General features: G+C 66.3%; 20 protein-coding genes and 1 tRNA gene. 11 read left to right on the forward strand and 10 right to left on the reverse strand.

Annotated features, from left to right (window positions below; translation table 11 throughout):
- The first annotated feature begins 25 nt into the window (after window positions 1-25).
- The 11 genes from ABV518_RS12365 (at window position 26) to ABV518_RS12415 (ending at window position 11110) form a co-directional block, all read left to right on the forward strand.
- Window positions 26-1009, forward strand: a complete 984-nt coding sequence (locus tag ABV518_RS12365; protein ID WP_367767375.1) for an NAD(P)H-quinone oxidoreductase — start codon at window positions 26-28, stop codon at window positions 1007-1009.
- A 137-nt stretch (window positions 1010-1146) separates the two neighbouring features.
- Window positions 1147-1758 (forward strand): PadR family transcriptional regulator, encoded by a 612-nt coding sequence (locus ABV518_RS12370; RefSeq protein WP_310167179.1) that lies wholly within the window; start codon window positions 1147-1149, stop codon window positions 1756-1758.
- Window positions 1755-2492, forward strand: a complete 738-nt coding sequence (locus tag ABV518_RS12375) for an ABC transporter ATP-binding protein (RefSeq protein ID WP_131133584.1) — start codon at window positions 1755-1757, stop codon at window positions 2490-2492. Before ABV518_RS12370 ends, ABV518_RS12375 begins: the two co-directional genes overlap by 4 nt.
- Window position 2493: 1 nt before the next feature.
- Window positions 2494-5394 carry an FtsX-like permease family protein gene (locus tag ABV518_RS12380; protein WP_367767376.1) on the forward strand — a complete coding sequence of 967 codons (2901 nt, stop codon included), beginning with the start codon at window positions 2494-2496 and terminating at the stop codon, window positions 5392-5394.
- Window positions 5395-5530: 136 nt separating this feature from the next.
- On the forward strand, window positions 5531-5815 hold the full coding sequence (locus tag ABV518_RS12385; protein WP_367767377.1) for a DUF1540 domain-containing protein: 285 nt from the start codon (window positions 5531-5533) through the stop codon (window positions 5813-5815).
- Between the two features lie 259 nt (window positions 5816-6074).
- Window positions 6075-8375 carry a carbon starvation CstA family protein gene (locus tag ABV518_RS12390; RefSeq protein WP_367767378.1) on the forward strand — a complete coding sequence of 767 codons (2301 nt, stop codon included), beginning with the start codon at window positions 6075-6077 and terminating at the stop codon, window positions 8373-8375.
- Window positions 8375-8578, forward strand: a complete 204-nt coding sequence (locus ABV518_RS12395) for a YbdD/YjiX family protein (RefSeq protein ID WP_367767379.1) — start codon at window positions 8375-8377, stop codon at window positions 8576-8578. The genes ABV518_RS12390 and ABV518_RS12395 overlap by 1 nt, the downstream gene beginning before the upstream one ends.
- A gap of 1 nt (window position 8579) precedes the next feature.
- Entirely contained in the window at window positions 8580-9044 is a 465-nt protein-coding gene (locus tag ABV518_RS12400) for a GNAT family N-acetyltransferase (RefSeq protein ID WP_367767380.1), read from the forward strand.
- Between the two features lie 38 nt (window positions 9045-9082).
- Complete coding sequence (locus tag ABV518_RS12405; RefSeq protein ID WP_367767381.1) at window positions 9083-9715, forward strand: bacterial proteasome activator family protein; 633 nt, start codon at window positions 9083-9085, stop codon at window positions 9713-9715.
- A gap of 7 nt (window positions 9716-9722) precedes the next feature.
- Window positions 9723-10178, forward strand: coding sequence for a hypothetical protein (locus ABV518_RS12410; RefSeq protein WP_367767382.1), 456 nt, complete (start codon window positions 9723-9725; stop codon window positions 10176-10178).
- A gap of 83 nt (window positions 10179-10261) precedes the next feature.
- Window positions 10262-11110: an aldo/keto reductase gene (locus tag ABV518_RS12415; protein WP_367767383.1), complete on the forward strand. Its 849-nt coding sequence runs from the start codon at window positions 10262-10264 to the stop codon at window positions 11108-11110.
- Window positions 11111-11197: 87 nt separating this feature from the next.
- On the opposite strand, the gene ABV518_RS12420 is transcribed toward ABV518_RS12415, so the two are convergent.
- From ABV518_RS12420 to tmk, 10 genes are all read right to left on the reverse strand, one after another.
- The gene (locus tag ABV518_RS12420; protein ID WP_367767385.1) at window positions 11198-11383 is read right to left on the reverse strand and encodes a hypothetical protein; all 186 of its coding nucleotides are present in this window, start codon (window positions 11381-11383) and stop codon (window positions 11198-11200) included.
- A 39-nt stretch (window positions 11384-11422) separates the two neighbouring features.
- Window positions 11423-12382: a hypothetical protein gene (locus tag ABV518_RS12425; protein WP_367767386.1), complete on the reverse strand. Its 960-nt coding sequence runs from the start codon at window positions 12380-12382 to the stop codon at window positions 11423-11425.
- 20 nt (window positions 12383-12402) lie between these two features.
- Window positions 12403-13695 (reverse strand): hypothetical protein, encoded by a 1293-nt coding sequence (locus tag ABV518_RS12430; RefSeq protein ID WP_367767387.1) that lies wholly within the window; start codon window positions 13693-13695, stop codon window positions 12403-12405.
- A 116-nt stretch (window positions 13696-13811) separates the two neighbouring features.
- Window positions 13812-14420, reverse strand: a complete 609-nt coding sequence (locus tag ABV518_RS12435; protein ID WP_367767388.1) for a hypothetical protein — start codon at window positions 14418-14420, stop codon at window positions 13812-13814.
- Window positions 14417-14803, reverse strand: coding sequence for a PEP-utilizing enzyme (locus ABV518_RS12440; protein ID WP_367767389.1), 387 nt, complete (start codon window positions 14801-14803; stop codon window positions 14417-14419). Before ABV518_RS12440 ends, ABV518_RS12435 begins: the two co-directional genes overlap by 4 nt.
- Before the next feature lie 10 nt (window positions 14804-14813).
- Window positions 14814-15227, reverse strand: coding sequence for a hypothetical protein (locus ABV518_RS12445; RefSeq protein WP_367767390.1), 414 nt, complete (start codon window positions 15225-15227; stop codon window positions 14814-14816).
- Window positions 15228-15387: 160 nt separating this feature from the next.
- Window positions 15388-15460, reverse strand: a tRNA-Thr gene (locus ABV518_RS12450).
- Between the two features lie 95 nt (window positions 15461-15555).
- Window positions 15556-17121, reverse strand: a complete 1566-nt coding sequence (locus tag ABV518_RS12455; protein ID WP_367767391.1) for an alpha/beta hydrolase — start codon at window positions 17119-17121, stop codon at window positions 15556-15558.
- Window positions 17122-17143: 22 nt separating this feature from the next.
- A complete protein-coding gene (locus ABV518_RS12460) occupies window positions 17144-18286 on the reverse strand; it encodes a DNA polymerase III subunit delta' (RefSeq protein WP_367767392.1) in 1143 nt (380 codons plus the stop codon).
- Window positions 18283-18939 carry a dTMP kinase gene (tmk, locus tag ABV518_RS12465; protein ID WP_367767393.1) on the reverse strand — a complete coding sequence of 219 codons (657 nt, stop codon included), beginning with the start codon at window positions 18937-18939 and terminating at the stop codon, window positions 18283-18285. Before tmk ends, ABV518_RS12460 begins: the two co-directional genes overlap by 4 nt.
- Window positions 18940-19014 lie beyond the last annotated feature (75 nt).

Here is a 19014-nt window from a genome sequence, read left to right on the forward strand (position 1 = left end):
AATCAGCAAGAAACGGGAGTTTTCCATGAAAGCCGTCTACATTTCAGAACCTGGCGGTCCGGAGGTGCTGGAAGTCCGTGACGTGGACGCTCCAATTCCGGGGCAGGGCGAGGTGCTGATCGACGTCATCGCAGCCGGCCTCAACCGTGCCGACGTGCAGCAGCGGAGGGGTTTCTACCCGCCGCCGCCCGGCGCTTCCGAAATCCCGGGCCTGGAAGTATCCGGCAGGATCGCAGGCTTCGGCCCCGGCGTCAGCAAGCCCTTCTCCGTGGGCGACAAAGTGGTGGCGCTCCTGGCCGGCGGAGGCTATGCCCAGCAGGTCGCCGTTCCGGCGGAGCAGGTCCTGCGGATTCCCGACGGCGTTGACGTGGTCACCGCGGCGTCCCTGCCCGAGGTGGCAGCGACTGTGTACTCGAACCTGGTCATGACGGCGCAGCTGCAGGCCGGCGAAACCGTGCTCATCCATGGGGCCACCGGCGGCATCGGCACCATGGCCATCCAACTGGCGAAGGCGCTGGGTGCCCGGGTAGCTGCCACGGCCGGGAACGACGAAAAAGTGGGCACCGCAAAGGCGTTCCTGGGGGCCGACATCGCCATCAACTACGCCGAGGAGGACTTTCCGGAGAGCCTGAGGCGCCAGAACGGCGGCAAGGGCGCCGACGTGATCCTCGATGTGGTGGGAGCGAAGTACTTGCCTCAGAACGTGGACGCGCTCGCGGATTACGGACGGCTGATTGTGATCGGCCTTCAGGGCGGCGCCAAGGGCGAGCTGGACCTCGGGCAGCTGCTCAGGAAGCGCGCGGCCGTGGTGGCCACCGCGCTGCGGCCCCGTCCCGTGGCGGAAAAGGGCGCCATCATGAATGCCGTCCGGGAGTCTGTGTGGCCGCTCATCACCAGTGGCCAGATCCGGCCGCTGGTGGCCAAGACCTTCCCGCTGGACCAGGTCCGCGCAGCCCACCGTTATTTCGACAGCGGCGAGCACGTGGGCAAGGTTCTGCTGGTCATGTAGCCGGTACTGCCGGGGCGCGCCGGTAAATACTCAGTATTGCTTCGCGGAGGCAAGTGGGTTAGTCTCACTCCATACGCGGTATGCACGGGTCTTGGGGGTCCGTGCATACCGACGCTGACGCCACCGCTAGGAGCATCATGTCAATCCGCCACAGCCTCCTCGCCCTGCTGCAGGACCAGCCGCGTTACGGCTACCAGCTCAGGGTTGAGTTCGAGAACCGCACGGGAGCCACCTGGCCCCTGAACATCGGGCAGGTGTACACCACCCTGGACCGGCTGGAACGTGATGGCCTGGTCAGCAATGACGGCGGCGACGGCGAAGGCCACGTGGTCTACAGCATCACCGCCGCAGGGAAGGCTGAAGTGCAGGGCTGGTTCGCGGCCCCCGTGGAGCGCAACAACCCGCCGCGGAATGAGCTCGCGATCAAGCTGGCGCTCGCCGTGACTCTCCCGGGGGTGGATGTGCAGGCCATCATCCAGGCCCAGCGGGTGGCGTCCATTCGGGCCCTGCAGGACTACACGAAGTCACGCCGGGACACTGCGGCAAACCAGCGCTCGGCGGATACGGCCTGGCTGCTGGTGCTGGATTCGCTGATCTTCCAGACGGAAGCGGAGGTCCGCTGGCTGGACCTCTGCGAGGCACGCATGGTCCAGCAGGCGCAGTCCGCCGGCCAGGGCGCAGCACGGAAAACGTCCAACGGGGTCACTGTGGAAGAGGCTGCCCCGCTCATCGCGGATAGCCGCCGGTGAGCGTCCGGGGGCCGCAGCAGGTCCTGGAACTAGCCAAGGTCAGTAGGACGTTCGGTGAAGGAGCGACGGCGGTCGCTGCCCTCCGGGAGGTTGACCTCACCGTCAGTGCGGGGGAGTTCGTCGCCGTGATGGGACCGTCAGGTTCGGGGAAATCGTCCCTGCTGGCGCTGGCCGGGGGACTGGACCGGCCGACGTCGGGCGGTGTCTTTGTGGAGTCCACGCCCCTGGGCGGGCTGGGACTGAATGAACTGGCGCGGCTGCGCCGCCGCGCCGTCGGCTATGTCTTCCAGGACTTCAACCTGGTCCCCACCCTGACTGCCTCCGAAAACGTGGCACTTCCGCTGGAACTGGACGGAACCGCCGCGAAGAAGGCACAGCGGCAGGCACTGGATGCCCTGCGGCAGGTGGGCATCCCGGAACTCGCCGACCGCTACATGGACCAGATGTCCGGCGGCCAGCAGCAGCGGGTGGCCATCGCCCGTGCCATTGTGGGTGACCGCCGGCTGATCCTGGCCGACGAACCAACAGGAGCCCTGGACTCCACTACCGGCCAGGGCGTGATGGAGGTGCTGCGCGGCCGGGCTGACGCCGGGGCAGCGGTCATGCTGGTGACCCACGAAGCGCGGCACGCCGCGTGGGCTGACCGCGTGGTTTTCCTTCGGGACGGCCGGATCGTGGACCAGGCAGCTGCCATGCACGATCCCGCCATGCTGTTGGCGCAGGCCGGATACTGACGTGGCGCTGGACCTGAAGCCGGCGCCCGGGGCGCGCCGGCAGGCTTTCCGTGTTGCCGTCCGGATGGCGCGGCGCGATATCCGCCGCCATAAAGGGCGTTCCCTGCTCATCATCCTGCTGATCATGTTGCCGGTGGCGGCCATGACCGGTGCCCTGACACTGTTCCAGAGCAGCCAGGAGACCGTTGCTGAGCGCGTGCAGTACCAGCTCGGCGGCGCGCAGGCCCGCTTCCGGCCGATGGCCATGGCCAACGGCCATATGGTCCAGGACCCCGTCAACGAAACCCGGATCTCTTCCAGCAACTGGGACCGCAACCCTGATTTCGTGCCGAAGGATCCGCAGGACGTACTGCCCGATGGCTATGCCGTGCTGACCGAAACCACCCTGGACCTGACCGCTGAGTCGGGCGCCGCCGAGGTGTCGCTCGTCGGGCGGGCGGTGGACGCCCTGGCTCCGGCCTTCGCAGGCAAGTACACACTGCTCCAGGGCCGGGCGCCTGCGACCGGCGCGGAGATGCTGGTATCGCCGGGGCTGCTGGAACGGTTCGGGCTGGGACTGGGGGAGGAACTGTCGACGTCGGCCGGGACGTTTGCGGTGGTGGGGACTCTTCGTGATGCCGGCTATTCAGACAGCAACTCGATCGTGTACCTCAAACCCGGGCAAGGGGGCCTGGGTGACCAGGCGCCGGCGGAATCCGCACCTTCCGAGGTACCCCAGCCGGCGGTGGTCAAGGGCGCGATGTATTACCTGGTGGGCCCGGAACCCGTGACCTGGAGCCAGGTCCGGGAGGCCAATGCCGCCGGGGTAGCCGTGCTGTCCAGGTCGGTGGCCTTGAACCCGCCGCCTGAGGACCAGCGCGGTACGGACGGCACACCGATGGGGTACAACAGCTCAACGCCCTTCTCCGCATACGTGACGGGGGCGTTCCTCGGCGCGCTGGCGCTTCTTGAAGTGGGGCTGCTCGCCGGCGCCGCGTTTGCCGTGGGCGCCAAAGGCCAGGTCCGCGAACTGGCACTGCTGGCGGCGTCGGGAGCCGAAACCACCACTATCCGCTCGGTGGTGATGGCCGCGGCACTCTGGTTGGGCGGCATCGCCGTTGCTGCCGGTGCGGCCACCGGGCTGGCGGCTGCCGCCGCCGTCGTTTTTGTGGCGCGCATGAATGGATCGGTCCGTTTCCCGGGCTTCCATCCGGACACGATCCTGACCGTTGTGGCCATGGCCATGGGCTTCGCCGCCTGCCTGCTGGCCGCACTGGCACCCGCGCGGCAGGTGGCACACCAAGCCGTCCTCGGCGCGCTCAAATCGGGACGGGCACCTCTCGCCGCAGGCAGGCGGCCTGCGGTCCTCGGCGCCGTCCTGCTCGGCGTGGCCGCCGCCGCAATGGCAACGGGGAGCTGGCTTGCGCTCTCCAGCGAAGACCCGGATGTCTTCATCTCGCGAACGCCGGTCATCGCCTGGTTCCTGCTGGGAGGCGCGGTCCTGGGTGTGGTGTCCCTGGTCCTGCTGACCGGGAGCGTGGTGGCGTTCCTCGCCCGGCGGGCCGGGCGGCTCCCGCTCGCGGCCCGCATGGCCGCCAGGGATTCTTCACGCAACCGCAGCCGGACGGTGCCTGCGGTTGCTGCCGTCCTCGCGGCCGCCACTCTCGCCAGTGCCGGCATGGTGCTGGCTTCCAGCCAACAGGCGAACGAACAGGAGAACCACTACTGGTCGGCCCTGCGGAACCAGGCGGCCGTGCCGCTGTTAGCCGGACAGGCCATGCTGGCCGACGGAACCGTGCCGGAACCGAAACAGATGGACCCTGCCGCAGTGGCATCAGCACTGGACAGTGCCCTGGACACGGTTGTATGGACCCGTGTGCTGCGCACGCCCGGTATCCGGAACTGCGAGATGCGCCCGGACCTCATTGACGCCGCACCGGCCCGGACGCCAACATCGAGCTGCCTGCAATACTCCCTGGCCGTTCCCGAAGGCAACGAGTGCCCGAAGACCGCCGGACAGCGTGTCCTCGACCCCGACGACTGGCGCTGTCAGGGCCCGATGCGCCCGTACGCATCCCAGGGCAGCGTCGGCTCGATCGTCGTCGGAACAGCGGACGACGTGGAAAAAATCCTTGGAAAGGCGCCGACGGCGGAAGCGCGCGACGTGCTGGCCGCCGGCGGGATGGTGGTGACCAACCCCGTGTTCGTCCGCGACGGGCACGTCGCCCTGGTGGCGCAGGACGTACGGAAACCCTCGCCCGGGACTGCCAATGCCGATGCCTTCCAGGGATACCAGGAAGAAGGCAGGACGGCCGTGGCCGCGGCGGTGCTGGAGCCGGACGTCAACGTGCCCTACTACGGAGTCGTTTCCCCTGAAGCTGCGGCCGCGGCAGGAATGCTCCTGGAAGACGGGGCCCTGCTGGTCCAGCTCAGTGCCTTCCCCGATGCGGCCCAGACGGACAAGGCGGCCTCCGCCCTCGCCGTCGTTTACGGGAACCAGTACACGTCGCTGCTTGTGGAACGCGGGGCGGAACGGGATTCCTCGCTCATTCTCTGGTCCATTGTGGGACTGGGTGCGCTGATCACCCTGAGCGCGGCGGGCATCACCACGGGGCTATCGATGGCGGACGCCCGCAAAGACCATGTGACTCTTGCCGGCGTGGGCGCGGCCCCGCGGCTACGCAAAGCGCTCGCAGGTTCGCAGGCCCTAATGACGGCGGGTCTCGGAACTGTGCTGGGAAGTGTGGCCGGCACCGTGCCCGGAGTGCTGGTGGTGACCGCCACCGGGCTGGCGCGGACCGCCGTCGTGCCCTGGCTCCAGCTGGCGGCACTGCTGGTCGCCGTGCCGCTGACCGGTGCCGCCCTGGCCTGGCTGTTCACGCGGGCGAGGTTGCCGATGTCCCGCCGGGAGGTCGGGACCTGATCCGGGCTCCGCGCAGAGGCCTGAAACTTAGGGTAATTACGTCACACAGTTGGGTCTTTTTGATTGGACCGATCGGGCCTACGGTGGGAGGCAGGACGCTGTCCAGCCCGGGCAGCCGGATACGGAGGAACCTCTTATGACAACACATGTTGCCGATTGCAGTGTTACCCGTTGCTCCTTCAACGACCACGAAGGCTGCACAGCCCATGCCATCACGGTCGCGGGGAGTACTGACCACGCCAGCTGCGCCACGTTCATTGATACCGGCATGCACGGTGGGCTTCCCAAGGTCCTGGCAGATGTTGGAGCGTGCCAGCGCTCCGAGTGTGTCCACAACGACCATTTGATGTGCAATGCCTCTGAAGTCCATGTGGGACCGGGTGCGGACAACGCGGATTGCCTCACGTACTCGCACGCGTAAACCACGCGTAGTTGCGGCTCCTCTCCGGGACCAGACATCCAGAAGGCCTCCGCCCGGGAAACCCCGGACGGAGGCCTTCCGTGCGCTCGGCAGGGCGAATCTTCCCGCCAGCGCCCCGCAGCACCGTCGCTCGGCGCCCGGCACGCGCCGTTCATCGCAAGGACACGCAGGCCGACCACAAAGCGGACCTCCCGGCGGGGCGGCATTGGTAGGGTGCCTTGGAGCAAATCACTGACGCAGTAAATCTCAAGGAGGAGACATGGCCGGAACGCCAGACGAACTGAGTGGCCCGCGGCCCGGGGGTGGCCAACTGGCCACCGACCCGAAGCTGCCGTCAACTGCCGTGGACGACGCCGTCCGGGAAACCGAAGACAAAAAATGGACCCCCGCCAAGATTGCGCTCTGGGCAGCCATCGCCCTGCTCGGCGGCGTTGCCTGGTTCATGGTGGCCATTATCCGGGGCGAGACGGTCAACGCGATCTGGTTTGTCTTTGCCTCGGTCTGTACGTACCTGATCGGTTACCGCTTCTACTCCAAGGTGATCGAGCGGTACATCACCAAGCCCGATGACCGGCGCGCCACACCCGCCGAGTACAAGGCCGATGGCAGGGACTATGTCCGCACCGACCGCAACGTCCTGTTCGGTCATCACTTCGCTGCAATTGCCGGGGCTGGTCCGCTGGTGGGCCCCGTTATCGCCGCCCAGATGGGATACCTCCCGGGCACCATCTGGATTGTTGTGGGCGTCGTCCTTGCCGGAGCCGTCCAGGACTACCTGGTGATGTTCTTCTCCATGCGCCGCGGCGGGCGTTCCCTGGGCCAGATGGCCCGCGAGGAACTGGGCGTTATCGGCGGCACCGCTGCGCTGGTTGCCACTCTGCTCATCATGGTGATCATCGTCGCCATCCTGGCGCTCGTCGTCGTGAACGCCTTGAGCGAGAGCCCCTGGGGTGTCTTCTCCGTGGGCATGACGATCCCCATCGCCCTGTTTATGGGTGTGTACCTGCGGTTCCTCAGGCCCGGCAAGGTCATGGAAGTTTCGCTCATCGGTTTTGTGCTGCTCATGGCGGCCATCATCGGCGGCGGCCTCGTTGCCGATACGGAATGGGGTGCTGCGTTCTTTACCCTGGACAAGGTGACCATCGCCTGGGGCCTCATTGTGTATGGCTTCATCGCGGCCATCCTCCCGGTCTGGCTCCTGCTGGCGCCCCGTGACTACCTCTCAACCTTCATGAAAATCGGCGTGATCGTGATGCTCGCCCTGGCCATCATCGTGGTCCGGCCGGAAATCACTGTCCCGGCCTTCAGCGAGTTCGCCAGCAGGGAGAACGGGCCGGTCTTCCCGGGTGCCTTGTTCCCGTTCCTCTTCGTCACTATCGCCTGCGGCGCGCTATCCGGGTTCCACGCCCTGATCTCCTCCGGCACAACGCCCAAGCTCATCGAGAAAGAGCGGCAGGCCCGCTTCATCGGCTACGGCGGCATGCTGATGGAGTCCTTTGTGGCCATCATGGCCCTCGTCGCTGCGATCTCCATTGACCGGGGACTCTACTTCGCCATGAATGCCCCCGCCGCCCTGACCGGCGGAACCGTGGAAACGGCCGCCACCTGGGTCAACAGCCTGGGCCTGGCCGGCGTGAACATCAGCCCGGACCTGCTGTCCGAGACGGCCAGGAACGTCGGCGAGGAAAGCATCGTCTCCCGCACCGGCGGCGCCCCCACGCTGGCCGTCGGTCTGGCCCACATCATGCAGCAGTTCGTCGGCGGCACGGCGATGATGGCCTTCTGGTACCACTTCGCCATCATGTTCGAGGCGCTGTTCATCCTTACGGCCGTCGACGCCGGGACGCGCGTGGCGCGCTTTATGCTGCAGGATTCCATCGGCAACTTCGCCCCGAAGTTCAAGGAGCACTCCTGGCGGCCCGGTGCCTGGCTCTGCACCGCCATCATGGTGGGCGCCTGGGGTGCCGTGCTCCTGATGGGTGTGACCGATCCGCTCGGCGGGATCAACACACTGTTCCCGCTCTTCGGCATTGCCAACCAGTTGTTGGCTGCCATTGCCTTGTCGGTCTGCCTGGCCATCGTCGCCAAACGCGGAACCTTCAAGTACCTGTGGATTGTTGCCCTGCCGTTGGCCTTTGCCGCGGTGGTCACCATCACGGCCAGCTTCCAGAAGATCTTCTCCCCGGTCCCCGCCGTGGGCTACTTCGCCAACAACGCAGCCTTCTCCAAGGCGCTTGCCGATGGCAAAACCGAATTCGGCTCCGCCAAGTCTGTGGTCGCAATGGAAGCCGTGGTCCGGAACACGGCAATCCAGGGCTGGCTGTCCATTATCTTCGTGGTGCTGAGCATCATCGTTATTGCCACCGCGATCCTGGCCACCTACAAGGCCTTCCGCAGCCAGCAGGCGGGAATCGCGAACACAGACCACGAGGATGAGGCACGGCCTTCCAGGGTCTTCGCACCAGCCGGGCTCATCCCCACGCCCGCGGAACGGGAGCTGATGGCGGAATGGAACAAACTGCCCGCCGACCTGCGGTTCGAAAGGGCACGGCACCACTGATGAGCGCGGGATTGGCCGCCATTTCCACCGGGTTCCGGGGGATCGCCCGGTACCTGGGCGGTGTCCTCGGCGCGGACTCGTACTCCAAGTACGTGGAGTATCACCGGGAGGCAGGGCACCAGGAGCCTCCAATGACCGAACGGGAGTTCTGGCGGGACCGCACGGACCGCCAGGACTCAAACCCGCAGGGCCGGTGCTGCTGAATTGACGGGCTTGCCCGCCGGGGTCGCGATCCGCAGGCTCGGTCCGGAGGACGCGGAGCTTTTCAACGGGCTGTCCGAGGCTGACAACCTGTTTGACGAGGACCCTTCCGGGGCGCCGTCGGGGGCATTAACGCCCGACGGCGCCCGCGCCTTCCTGGCCGATCCGTCCGTGCTGTTCTGGGTCGCCGAGTCCGGCCCGCTGACAGTGGGCTTCCTCCATTGCATCGTGCAGCGCAGGCGCACCGCCGGACCCTGGGCCGAGCTGCTGCTGATGGAGATGGGTGTCCACACCGGGTGGAGGCGCCAGGGAGTCGGCACTGCCCTCGTCTCAACCATGGAGCTCTGGATGGCCGGCAACGACGTGCTGGAGGTGTGGGTTCCTGCGAACACCTATGCGGTGGGTTTCTACCTGAAATCCGGCTTCACGCCGGACGAAGGCGCGATTCTGGTCAAGCAGCTTCATTGACTGGCTTGGGTGCCGCCGGCTCGTGAGAGTATGAACGCATGAGCGATCCGAAAGACACTCAGCCATCAGACGACATCCCTGTGGAGGGCACAACCCTCGAGTCCGCGGGGCCTTCTGTTCCCGGTGCTGACAAGGCGGCAGCCGGGGCGAAGCCCAAGCCAAGCAGCCTGCAGGACCTCGTGGACGAACCCGCGAAAGTCATGCGGATCGGCACCATGATCCGCCAACTGCTGGAGGAAGTTAAGGCTGCGCCACTGGACGACGCCGCCCGGGGACGCCTGGCAGAGATCCACGAGCGCTCCATCAAGGAACTGGAAGACGGGCTTGCGCCCGAGCTCGTGGCGGAACTGGAACGGATCAGCCTCCCTTTCCCTGAGAACGCCACGCCTTCGGATGCTGAGCTCCGTATCGCCCAGGCCCAGCTGGTGGGTTGGCTGGAAGGTCTCTTCCACGGAATCCAGACGGCGATCGCAGCCCAGCACGCCGCCAGGGAACATGCGGCAGCCCAGCTCCAGCTCAGGCAGCTTCCACCAGGAACAGTGATTGCTCCCGGTGTTGTTATTGGCGAGAACGGCGAGCCGCAACGCGCCTCCGCGGCAGGCCAAGGCCACGCCCCGGGCAAGCCCGGACAGCCGCAGGATCCGGACCACGGTCCCGGCCAGTACCTGTAGGTTATTTTTGGGATTCTTTACCGCCGCCCGCCAAGGGCGAAAAGACGACGCCGAACTCGGCCAGGGCCTGTGGCGCCGGGCCCACGACAGGTTCCACCGTGGCCTGGACCGGTACCACCAGGTGCTGGAGGGCGTGGAGGACGACCAGCTGTACGCCGAGCTGGTAGATATCGCCAACGAACTGGCGGGGCTCCTGGACCGGGTCCGGGAGATCTGCGTGGAGGCCCAGCGCCGGTCGCCCAGCGACGGCCTGGACATTCCGGGACCCCTCGCCGGCGTCCACCGGTCCCTGTCCAAGGCCGGAAATTCGCTGGCCACCACCGCAGAGGCGGCCGCGATGCTGCGGCTTGCCGTGGGGCCGGTACCGGTGGGGGCGGCCTCCGTTCGGAGGCGCGCCGAGTCCGTGTTCGAGCAGGTGGCCGACGCCGAACGCCGCCTCGCCGAGGACGCCGCCAGCGGGTAGCCCGGAAGTATTCCCGGTTAAGCGTGTGGCTTAGCGGGCCGGTTTCGTTTCGGCCACAGGCGATCTTTTGGCACGATGGCGGAATGACTTCTTCTACCCCCACACTCACTTTTAACGACGGACACACCATCCCCCAGCTTGGATATGGTGTGTGGCAGGTTGAGGACGGCGTCGCGGAGAAGGTGGTCCGCCAGGCATTCGAGGCAGGCTTCCGCCACATCGACACCGCCAAGATCTACGGCAACGAGGCAGGCGTCGGCCGCGCGATTGCGTCCTCCGGCCTTTCCGCCGAGGAAATCTTCATCACCACCAAGCTGTGGAACTCCGACCAGGGCTACGAGGCCACCCTCGCGGCCTTCGAGGAGTCCCTGGACCGTCTTGGCCTCGAGACCCTGGATCTGTACCTGATCCACTGGATGCAGCCTAAGCAGGACAAGTACGTGGACACCTGGAAGGCCCTGATTGAGCTCCAGAAGCGCGGCCGTGTCCGGTCCATCGGCGTTTCGAACTTTACCGTCGAGGGCCTGCAGCGCCTGATCGACGAAACCGGAGTGGTTCCGGCCATCCACCAGATCGAACTGCACCCGTATTTCAGCCAGCGTGAACTGCGCGAGTTCGGTGCATCCAAGGGCATCATCACCCAGGCGTGGTCCCCGCTGGGACAGGGCGGCGAGCTCCTGGAGGATGCAATTGTGGCCGCCATTGCCGCCAAGCACCAGGCGACGCCTGCCCAGGTTGTCATTGCCTGGCACCTGGCCGTAGGCAACGTGGTCATCCCGAAGTCGGTCACTGAGTCCCGCATCCGGGAGAACTTTGCGGCTTTGGACATCGCCCTCGACGCCGGCGATGTCGAAGCCATCAACGGCCTGGACCGGACCTCCAGCGGCGAGGGCAGGATCGGCCCGGATCCCGCCGTCTCCGACTTCGCCTAAAGCCCACTGACAGGCCCGGCGCTCCCTGACGGGGTGCTGTCAGCCCCGCCCTTCCCGGCTTATCCGGGCTGGGCGGGGCTGACTGCTTTAAGCGGCGATGCGCACCTGCTCGATGGCGACGGCGTCGATGACGGCCCACGACTCCTCGCCGGAGCAGGAACGGTCAGCGAAGCGCTCGGCGTCGGCCTGCGTGTCAAAGCTCTCGGACCGGATCCTGCCGGAATCGGCATCGAAGTACGTAACGTGAAATTCCTGAACCAGTTGGTTTTCCATAAATCCAGTGTGCAACCGGGGTCTGACAATAACGGCGTATCAGCTCCGCGTGTTGCCCAGCCGGAGGACCCGTTCCCGCGCCAGCATGGCTGAGCGCTGCGCTTTGTCTGCGGCACGGGCGGCCTGTTTGGCCTCCGCGGCAGCGGTTGCCTTCAGCTTCCGGGTGCGTTCCAGCTGCTCCTCGGTTGACTTGAGCGTGGCCCGGAGTTCCTGTGCCTCTTGAGTCAGGCGCGCAAAGTCGGCCTCCGCCGCCGTCAGCTCGTCGAGCCGTTGCTGTGCCCGCCGCACTGCCTCGTCGGCGGCTTCGGAGGCCACTTGTTCCGCCGCTTGGGCTTTTTCCAGGGCCGACGGCGATGCCGGCCGTGGTTCCTGCCGCACCGCCTGCAGGCGCGGCTTCGCCGGGCTGCGGGCCGGAGCCGTCGTCGCCGTGGTGGCTTGGTCCGGCACCGCGGCCGGTGCCGGGGCTGCGGTCCGTGGCGCGGCGACGGCACCCGGAACGGCCACGGCGCCGTCGAGGTCCACGGTGTCCACGCCATCGGCGGACAGGACCTGCAGCAGCCGCCCGCTTTGCACCGCCGCGGCCGCCCCCTCGTCGGCTGTCACGGCCCGCAGTGTCTCTTCGACGGCGGTTGCCACGGCGCCGCTGATCCGTCTCCCGTGCTGCTCGGCGACCGAGCAGGCGGCGTCAACCGCGGAGGCCAGCAGCGTCCGGCGCTCCCGCCCCAGGTCCCGCATGCCCGCGGCGTCGAGGGAGGACTGGGCGGCGCGCATCCTCCCGCCAAGCTCGGTGAGCTGTGCCAGGATGTCCGGCTGGTGCGCGGCCAGCATGTTGACGGCCCAGGCTGCCACGGAGGGCTTGGGCAGGGCGCGGACGGCGGCCGGCAGCCCCTCGGCAGCTCCTGCCGCCTCCTTCGCTGCCGCCGTTCGGGCTGCTATGAACCCGTCGAGCGGCAACGCGTATAGTGCATTGGCGATGCGCGCCAGCTCCTGGTCATCCATGACGCCATCATAGGGTGGCGTCAGAGGGCGATCCGGTAGACATGGTGGGTGTATTCGTGCGGAAAGGCGTCCGAGAAGGCGCCGTCCTTCACCTCGATTGTCCGTCCTTCGTCCACGACGTCCACCGACCCGCCGGGAATGGAGGCGGGCAAAGTGAAGGTCCTGTCGCCCGGCTCTGTGGCCAGCGCGATTTCAGCGAAAATGTAGGCCGAACCGTTCCATGCCTTCAGCATGGTGTCTGTGTCCGGCCCGAAGTCCCATGCGTATGACTGGGTGTTGATGACCGGAGCCAGCGAGTAGATCTTGGCGTTTGATGCCCGGATGAGTTCCTTGCGTTCCGCGCTGCACTCGACCAAGGAGTAACCGCCGTTGACCCCATCATTGTTGTGCTGGAAAAACATGATGCCCCGTGCCTCGTGGATGATGGCCGACCAGCACGCGCCTTCGATTTCCTCCGGACTGATGGTGCGGGCGCCGTCGTCGTTGAGGAAGGGCATTGCGGTCTCCACAAACATCCAGTTCGGCTTGTTGCCGGGCTCCGTCTGGAAGGCGCGCATTCGGTCCACCAGCCAGCCATAGGTGGCCGAACGCATGGTGGGCGTGCCGATGGGCCAATGCTGTGACTGGGTGATCGCGTAGCCGGTGTCCGGGGAGGTGTACGCGTAGTTGTCCACGCTGGCGACGTCCACTACGGCCATGAAGTCATCCATGGTGCCCAGCGCCCAATACGACTCCAGCACGCCCTTTGAGTAGTTGGCATTGATGAACCGGCCGTCGTTCCGTTGGCGGAGTCCTGCGACCTGAAGGTGCATGTTCGCAAGGTTTGTATCGGTGTCGTCGCCTCCACATCCCAAACCCATGTCGCATTCGTCATAAGCGAACAGGCCCACCGCGCGTGGATCGTCGCCGATCTCGTCAGCGGTGAATTCATCCTGGACAATGCAGAAGATTCCTTTTGAGGTGGCCACGCTCAAGGGGTCGTTATGCTCCACCGCCTGGAAAGTGTTGATGCCCAGCGATTTCAGCTGCTCGGCGTGGGCTGGCCGTCCGAAGAAAACGGCAAGTGGAAAGAAGGACGGATCGGTCCAGCCTGCCGCCGCCGCCTTCGGGAACGCGCGCCAGTACTCGGGCCCGCCCTCCCACGGGATAAGGGGCAGGCCAAGCCTGGTGGGCGACCCCGGCTGGGCTTTGCCCGCTTGCTCCCAGGTGCCTGCGACTATGCCGGCTGCGCCGGCAGCAACGGCTGCGGCGCCGACTCCGATGAAGAAATTTCTGCGCCCGATGGCCGCATCCGGTAGCTTTTCGTGCGTCATGTTGAGGCCCCTCAGTCCAGCTGGGTCAATTCTGGGCCTGCACCGTCCTGCGGTCTACGGGTATGGAGGGATGCTGCGGGAATTGTGTGGATACAGCGGGCGATGCCTAAAGCTTCTTATCTTTGGATGCCAAGGGTTGAGATGAGGTCTTCGTGCAGCTCGAACCAGATGCGGTGGAATGAATCGCGGTCGGTTGCGGTAAGCCAGGCCGGGTCTGTTGCGGCGTTGCCCACGGCTTTCCGGAGGCGATCCGTGTAGCCGCTGAACCGCGGCAGCACGGCGGCAAGGCGGGCTTCCAGATCCATGAAGGATGTCAGGGCCCGGGTGAAGCTTTGACGTGTTTGCTCATCAATTCCGGGGCCTGGCCGACATCCGGCGGAGAGCCATTCGCGTTGAAGTCTGCTGCACGCGGCCACAACCTGTTCGTTAAGCGCCCCAAAGTCCGCCAGTACCCCCATGACCGCTGCCTGGCCACCGGCGCTGTCCAGTTGTTCGGTCAGGAGCCGTTCGTTTTCGCTCCTGCCGGCCACGGTCAGGGACCAGCCCCTGCTGCCGCTGAAGGAGGAGCTTACTGTCCATCCCTGGGCGCCTGCGTCTATCAGGAGCCCTTCGACGTTGTCGGGATCCTGACGGAACCGTTGGGCCACCGTCGCGGTGTCAGCGAAGCCGAGCAGCCGTACGGCGTGGAGCGTGAGCAGCATGGATGATTGCCCGGGGTCTGTCATGAAGGTGCTCCGGGGCGTGTCAGCTTCTGGCGGACCGTGCCCTGGGTTCCGTTGACCTCCAGCGTTGTCCCAGTCCTGATCCGGCTGAGGGCATCGGTGACACCCAGAACCGCGGGGATGCCGAATTCGCGGGCAACGATGGCGGCATGCGAAAGCATTCCGCCTGTCTCCGTGACAACCGCGGCGGCCACCCCGAACAGCGGAGTCCAGGCAGGGTCGGTGGTGCGGCAGATGAGGACGTCGCCTGGCTCGACGGCGGGGAACTCATCGATGCTGTGGACGGTCCGGGCCGGCCCGGAGACGGTTCCCGGACTGGCGCCCATTCCCATAAGAACCTCGTCGGAGCGATCCGCACGCGTAGTTCCTGCCGGGTCTGTGGACATGGATTCCATGTCAGTCCGCTACCGCTGCAATGGGCCGGCCGGAGAGCCGGTCAAGTCTCTGCTGCGCGGCCTGCGCGGAGCGCAGACCCAGGCTGTGGGAAATCTGGGGCCAGGTCAGCCCCTCCGCCCGTGCCAGGAAAAGGAGCGCGGTCTCCAGTCCATCCATCTCTGCCCGCGCGGCGGAAATGAGTGTCAGGGCAGCGTGCATGTCCGAGGCATCCACCGGCGCTGTGCTGCCGCGGCCGTTGGCTCGCCACAGGACATGCTGGATAAGATCTCCCGCGGAAGGCGGTTGCCGCCCGTGCAGCCAGGGCCGCTGCGGCAATTCTGATGCGCCCCTGTCCAGCAGCAGCCGCGTTGCCTCGGCCTGTCGGGTTGCTGAAGTTGCGTCGCTGATGACGCCGCCCGTCCCGCCCTCATTCATGTCGGCTCGATTCCAGGGCGTCCTTCGCCCGCTGATACACTCAGCGTGGGCTATCAACATTCTGTTGTCAATAAGATGTTGATCCGGGAGGGCCCACCGGTTAACCAGCAAAAAACCCCGCACCATCGCCGAAATCAACGACAATACGGGGTTTTTCCCGAGCTTCCTATCAGAATCGAACTGATGACCTTTTCATTACGAGTGAAACGCTCTACCGACTGAGCTAAGGAAGCACCGCATGATCTCACCGGTTGAACCGGCTGGTTCATGCAAGAGTCAACTGTAATAGAGTCCCTGCGCTCGGGTCAAAATGGACGCCGCGGCGGGCTCAGCAGACTGTGTTGTCGGCGGGAGCCTTGCCATCCACGAGGTAGCTGTCCACGGCGTCCCCGATGCAGCTGTTGGACCGGCCGTAGGCAGTGTGCCCCTCACCCTGCCAGGTCAGCAGGGAGGCGTTCCCCAGCTGCTTCCGCAGTGACGCGGCCCATTCCACCGGAGTGGCGGGGTCGCCCGTGGTTCCGATGACAACGATGGGGGACTCGCCGGAGTATTCAACCGGGGCAGGTGTCCGCACGCTCTGGTACGGCCAGTCCACGCAGTTAGTGCCGCCGTACGCGAAGAAGTATCCCAGCGTGGGGGAGTCCTTCATCAGCCGCTGCTGCTCGGCACGCATACCGGCCGTGTCCGAAACCATCGGGTAGTCCAGGCAGTTGATGGCGTTGAACGCGAACGTTGAGTTGGACGAGTACGTCCCGTTCGAGGTGCGGTCCGCGCCGAGGTCGGCGAGCCGGAGCATCAGGCTCACGTCACCGGTCATGGCAGCATCCAGGGCCTGGGTCAGCGCCGGCCAGCTCGCGTCGTTGTACAGCGGCGTGATGAGTCCGCTGACAAACATGTTGGCGTTCACGAGGCGCCCGTCCTTGGCCGTGCGCGGCGTCTGCTGGACCGCGGCGATGAGGTCGCGGATCTGCTGGACGCCGTCGTCCACGCTGCCGCTCAGGGGACAGCTGTCTTCCTGCTGGCAGTCGGCCACGTAGGTCCGGATGGCCTTTTCGAAGGCGCGGGCCTGCCCGCTGGTGAGCTCCTCGTTGCTGATGGACGGATCGAGTGCGCCGTCCAGGACCATGCGGCCCACGTTGTCAGGGAACAGCGAAGCGTAGGTTGACCCGAGGAAGGTGCCGTAGGAGTAGCCGAGGTAGTTCAGCTTGTCGTCGTTGACCACGGCGCGCAGGATGTCCAGGTCCTTGGCCGAACTGACGGTGTCGATGAGGCCCAGGGCGGGACCTGTCTGCTCGGCGCACTGCGCGGCGATGGCCTTGTTGTCCGCCAGGGCGGTGGCCAGCCCGGCGTCGGTGTCGAGGGCATAGACCTTGGCGCGGGCGGCGTCCCGTTCAGCGTCCGTCATACAGGTGACAGGGGAGGACCGCTTCACTCCCCGGGGATCGAAGCCCACGAGGTCGTAGGTGTCCCGCACGGGCTTGGAAAAATGGGTGCCCGCGGCATCCTTGACGAAGTCGTAGCCCGACGCGCCCGGTCCGCCCGGATTGACCAGGAGGGTTGCGGTTTTTTTGCCTGTGCTCGCAGCCTTCAGGGCGGCAATCTGGATGGTCCCGCCGTCGGGCTTTGAATAGTCCAGCGGCACCGTCACCTTGGCGCACTGGAAGCCGTTCTCGCACGGCTCCCAGACGACCTCCTGCGAGTAGAACGAATCTAGTCCTTCCGGCGCCGTGGCAACGATCGACGGATCTGCCTTGGCTGTCGCGGTGCCCTGCTCCTGCTTTCCGCTGCCAAGGAGGGTGCACGAGGCCAGCACCGTGGCCAGGACCAGGGCGCCGGCGGCCCGCAGTCCAATCACCAAGGTCCGGGGGCGTACGGGCAGTGGGCGAGCAGTCATCGAGAGGTCTCCTTGTAAGGGGCTAGATCAGGCTGGCTGCCATGGACTCAATAGTCAACAGCGGGGCAACGTTGGTGGTGGTGATGCGTTGTCGGGCTTTATTGATTGCATCCATGCGGGCGAGGGTGGTCTCCGGGGTGGACCGGGAGGCGAATTCCTCCAGTTCACCCCTAAGCTCAACGTTCACCAGCTCCACGGCATTCCCGAACTGGATAATCAGTACGTCACGGTAGAAGGACAGCAGGTCAGTCAGCGTCCGGTCCAGGGAATCGGTGATGGAGCGTTTGGCCCGCCGCTTCTGGTCGTCTTCGAGCTGTTTGACCTGGCTTCGCATGGCCGGCGGCAGCGTCCCTGATTCGGGCGCGCCCAGGGTCGCGAGCAATGCCACCTTCTCGGCGGCGTCGCGCTCGTCGTTGGAACTGTTGGCCTCGGCCGTGGCGATCTTCACCAGCTTTTCCGCCATCATGACGGCGGCCGTGACACCGCGCAGGCCCAGCGGGAACTTCACGGTCTCCAGCCGGCGTTCCCGGGCCTCGGGGTCCCGGGCCAGCCGGCGGGCGATCCCTACATGGCTTTGCGCCGCCCGCGCGGCCCGTTCGGCGAGGGCCGGGTCCACGCCGTCGCGCTTCACCAGCAGGGCCGCCACGTCCGCAGCAGGCGGCAGCCGGAGCGCCACGGCGCGGCAGCGTGAGCGGATGGTCACCAGCACGTCCGCCGGCGACGGCGCGCACAGCATCCAGATGGTGCGCGGCGTGGGCTCTTCGATGGCTTTCAGCAGCACGTTCGTGGTGCGTTCTGCCATCCGGTCAGCGTCCTCCACCACGATGATCCGCCACCGGCCGGACGATGGCCTGTTTCCCGCCGTCGACACCAGTTCCCGTGCCTCGTCAATGGTGATGGTCACTTTTTCGGTACGGACGAAGGTCACGTCGGAGTGCGTCTCGCCGAGGATGGTCAGGCACGCGGGACACGTTCCGCAGCCACGGCGGGTCACATCCTCCTGGTCGCAGTTCAGCGCCGCTGCGAACGCCTTGGCGGCGTTGGAACGCCCCGAGCCGGGCGGGCCGGTGAACAGCCAGGCATGCGTCAGCCCCTCACCGAGGGACGCCTGCCGGAGCTGTTCGACGACGGCGGTCTGGCCCTGGAGGTCGTCCCAGACCGTCATGCCGCGCCTTGGCCGGAGGTCGCAAGCAGGGCGTCCACCCGTGCGAGGATCTGTGCGGCCAGCTCGGCAACGGCCAGATGCGCGGGCAGTACTAGGTAGGCATCCGGGCGCGCTGCCGCGAGCTGGAGGAACGCCTCCCGGATCAGGGCATGGAATTCATCGGCCTCGGATTCCAGCCTGTCCTCCGCGGCGTCACCGGCGGTGCGGCGGCGGCGGCCATCCGCCGGGTCCACATCCAGCAGCACCGTCAGGTCAGGCTGGAGGCCGTCGGTGGCCCATTCGTTGAGTGTGCGGACCGCCTCGGTGCCAAGGTCACGGCCGGCCCCCTGGTACGCCACCGAGGAATCGATGTAGCGGTCGGTGAGGACAATGTCACCGCGGTCCAGCGCGGGACGGATGACCTGGCCGGCGTGGGCTGCGCGTGAAGCCGCGAAGATGAGTGCCTCGGTGTGGGCATCGATGTGGCCGTGGCCGTGGTCCAGCACCAGGGAACGGAGCTTCTCGCCGATGGGCGTACCGCCAGGCTCCCGGGTCCGCAGCACTTTCAGGCCGCGGGATTCCAGGGCCTCGGCCAGCCTGGCAGCCTGCGTGGACTTGCCCGCGCCGTCGCCGCCTTCAAACGCAATAAAAAGCCCGGGGCTTTGGATAGTCACTTAACAAGCCTACCGATCCACGCCGACATTCACCGACTGGACGCCGCCCCGTCGCTGCTCCAGCGCACGTAACGG

Origin of the sequence: Arthrobacter sp. HS15c (assembly GCF_040812005.1) — a bacterium.
GTDB lineage: Bacteria > Actinomycetota > Actinomycetes > Actinomycetales > Micrococcaceae > Arthrobacter.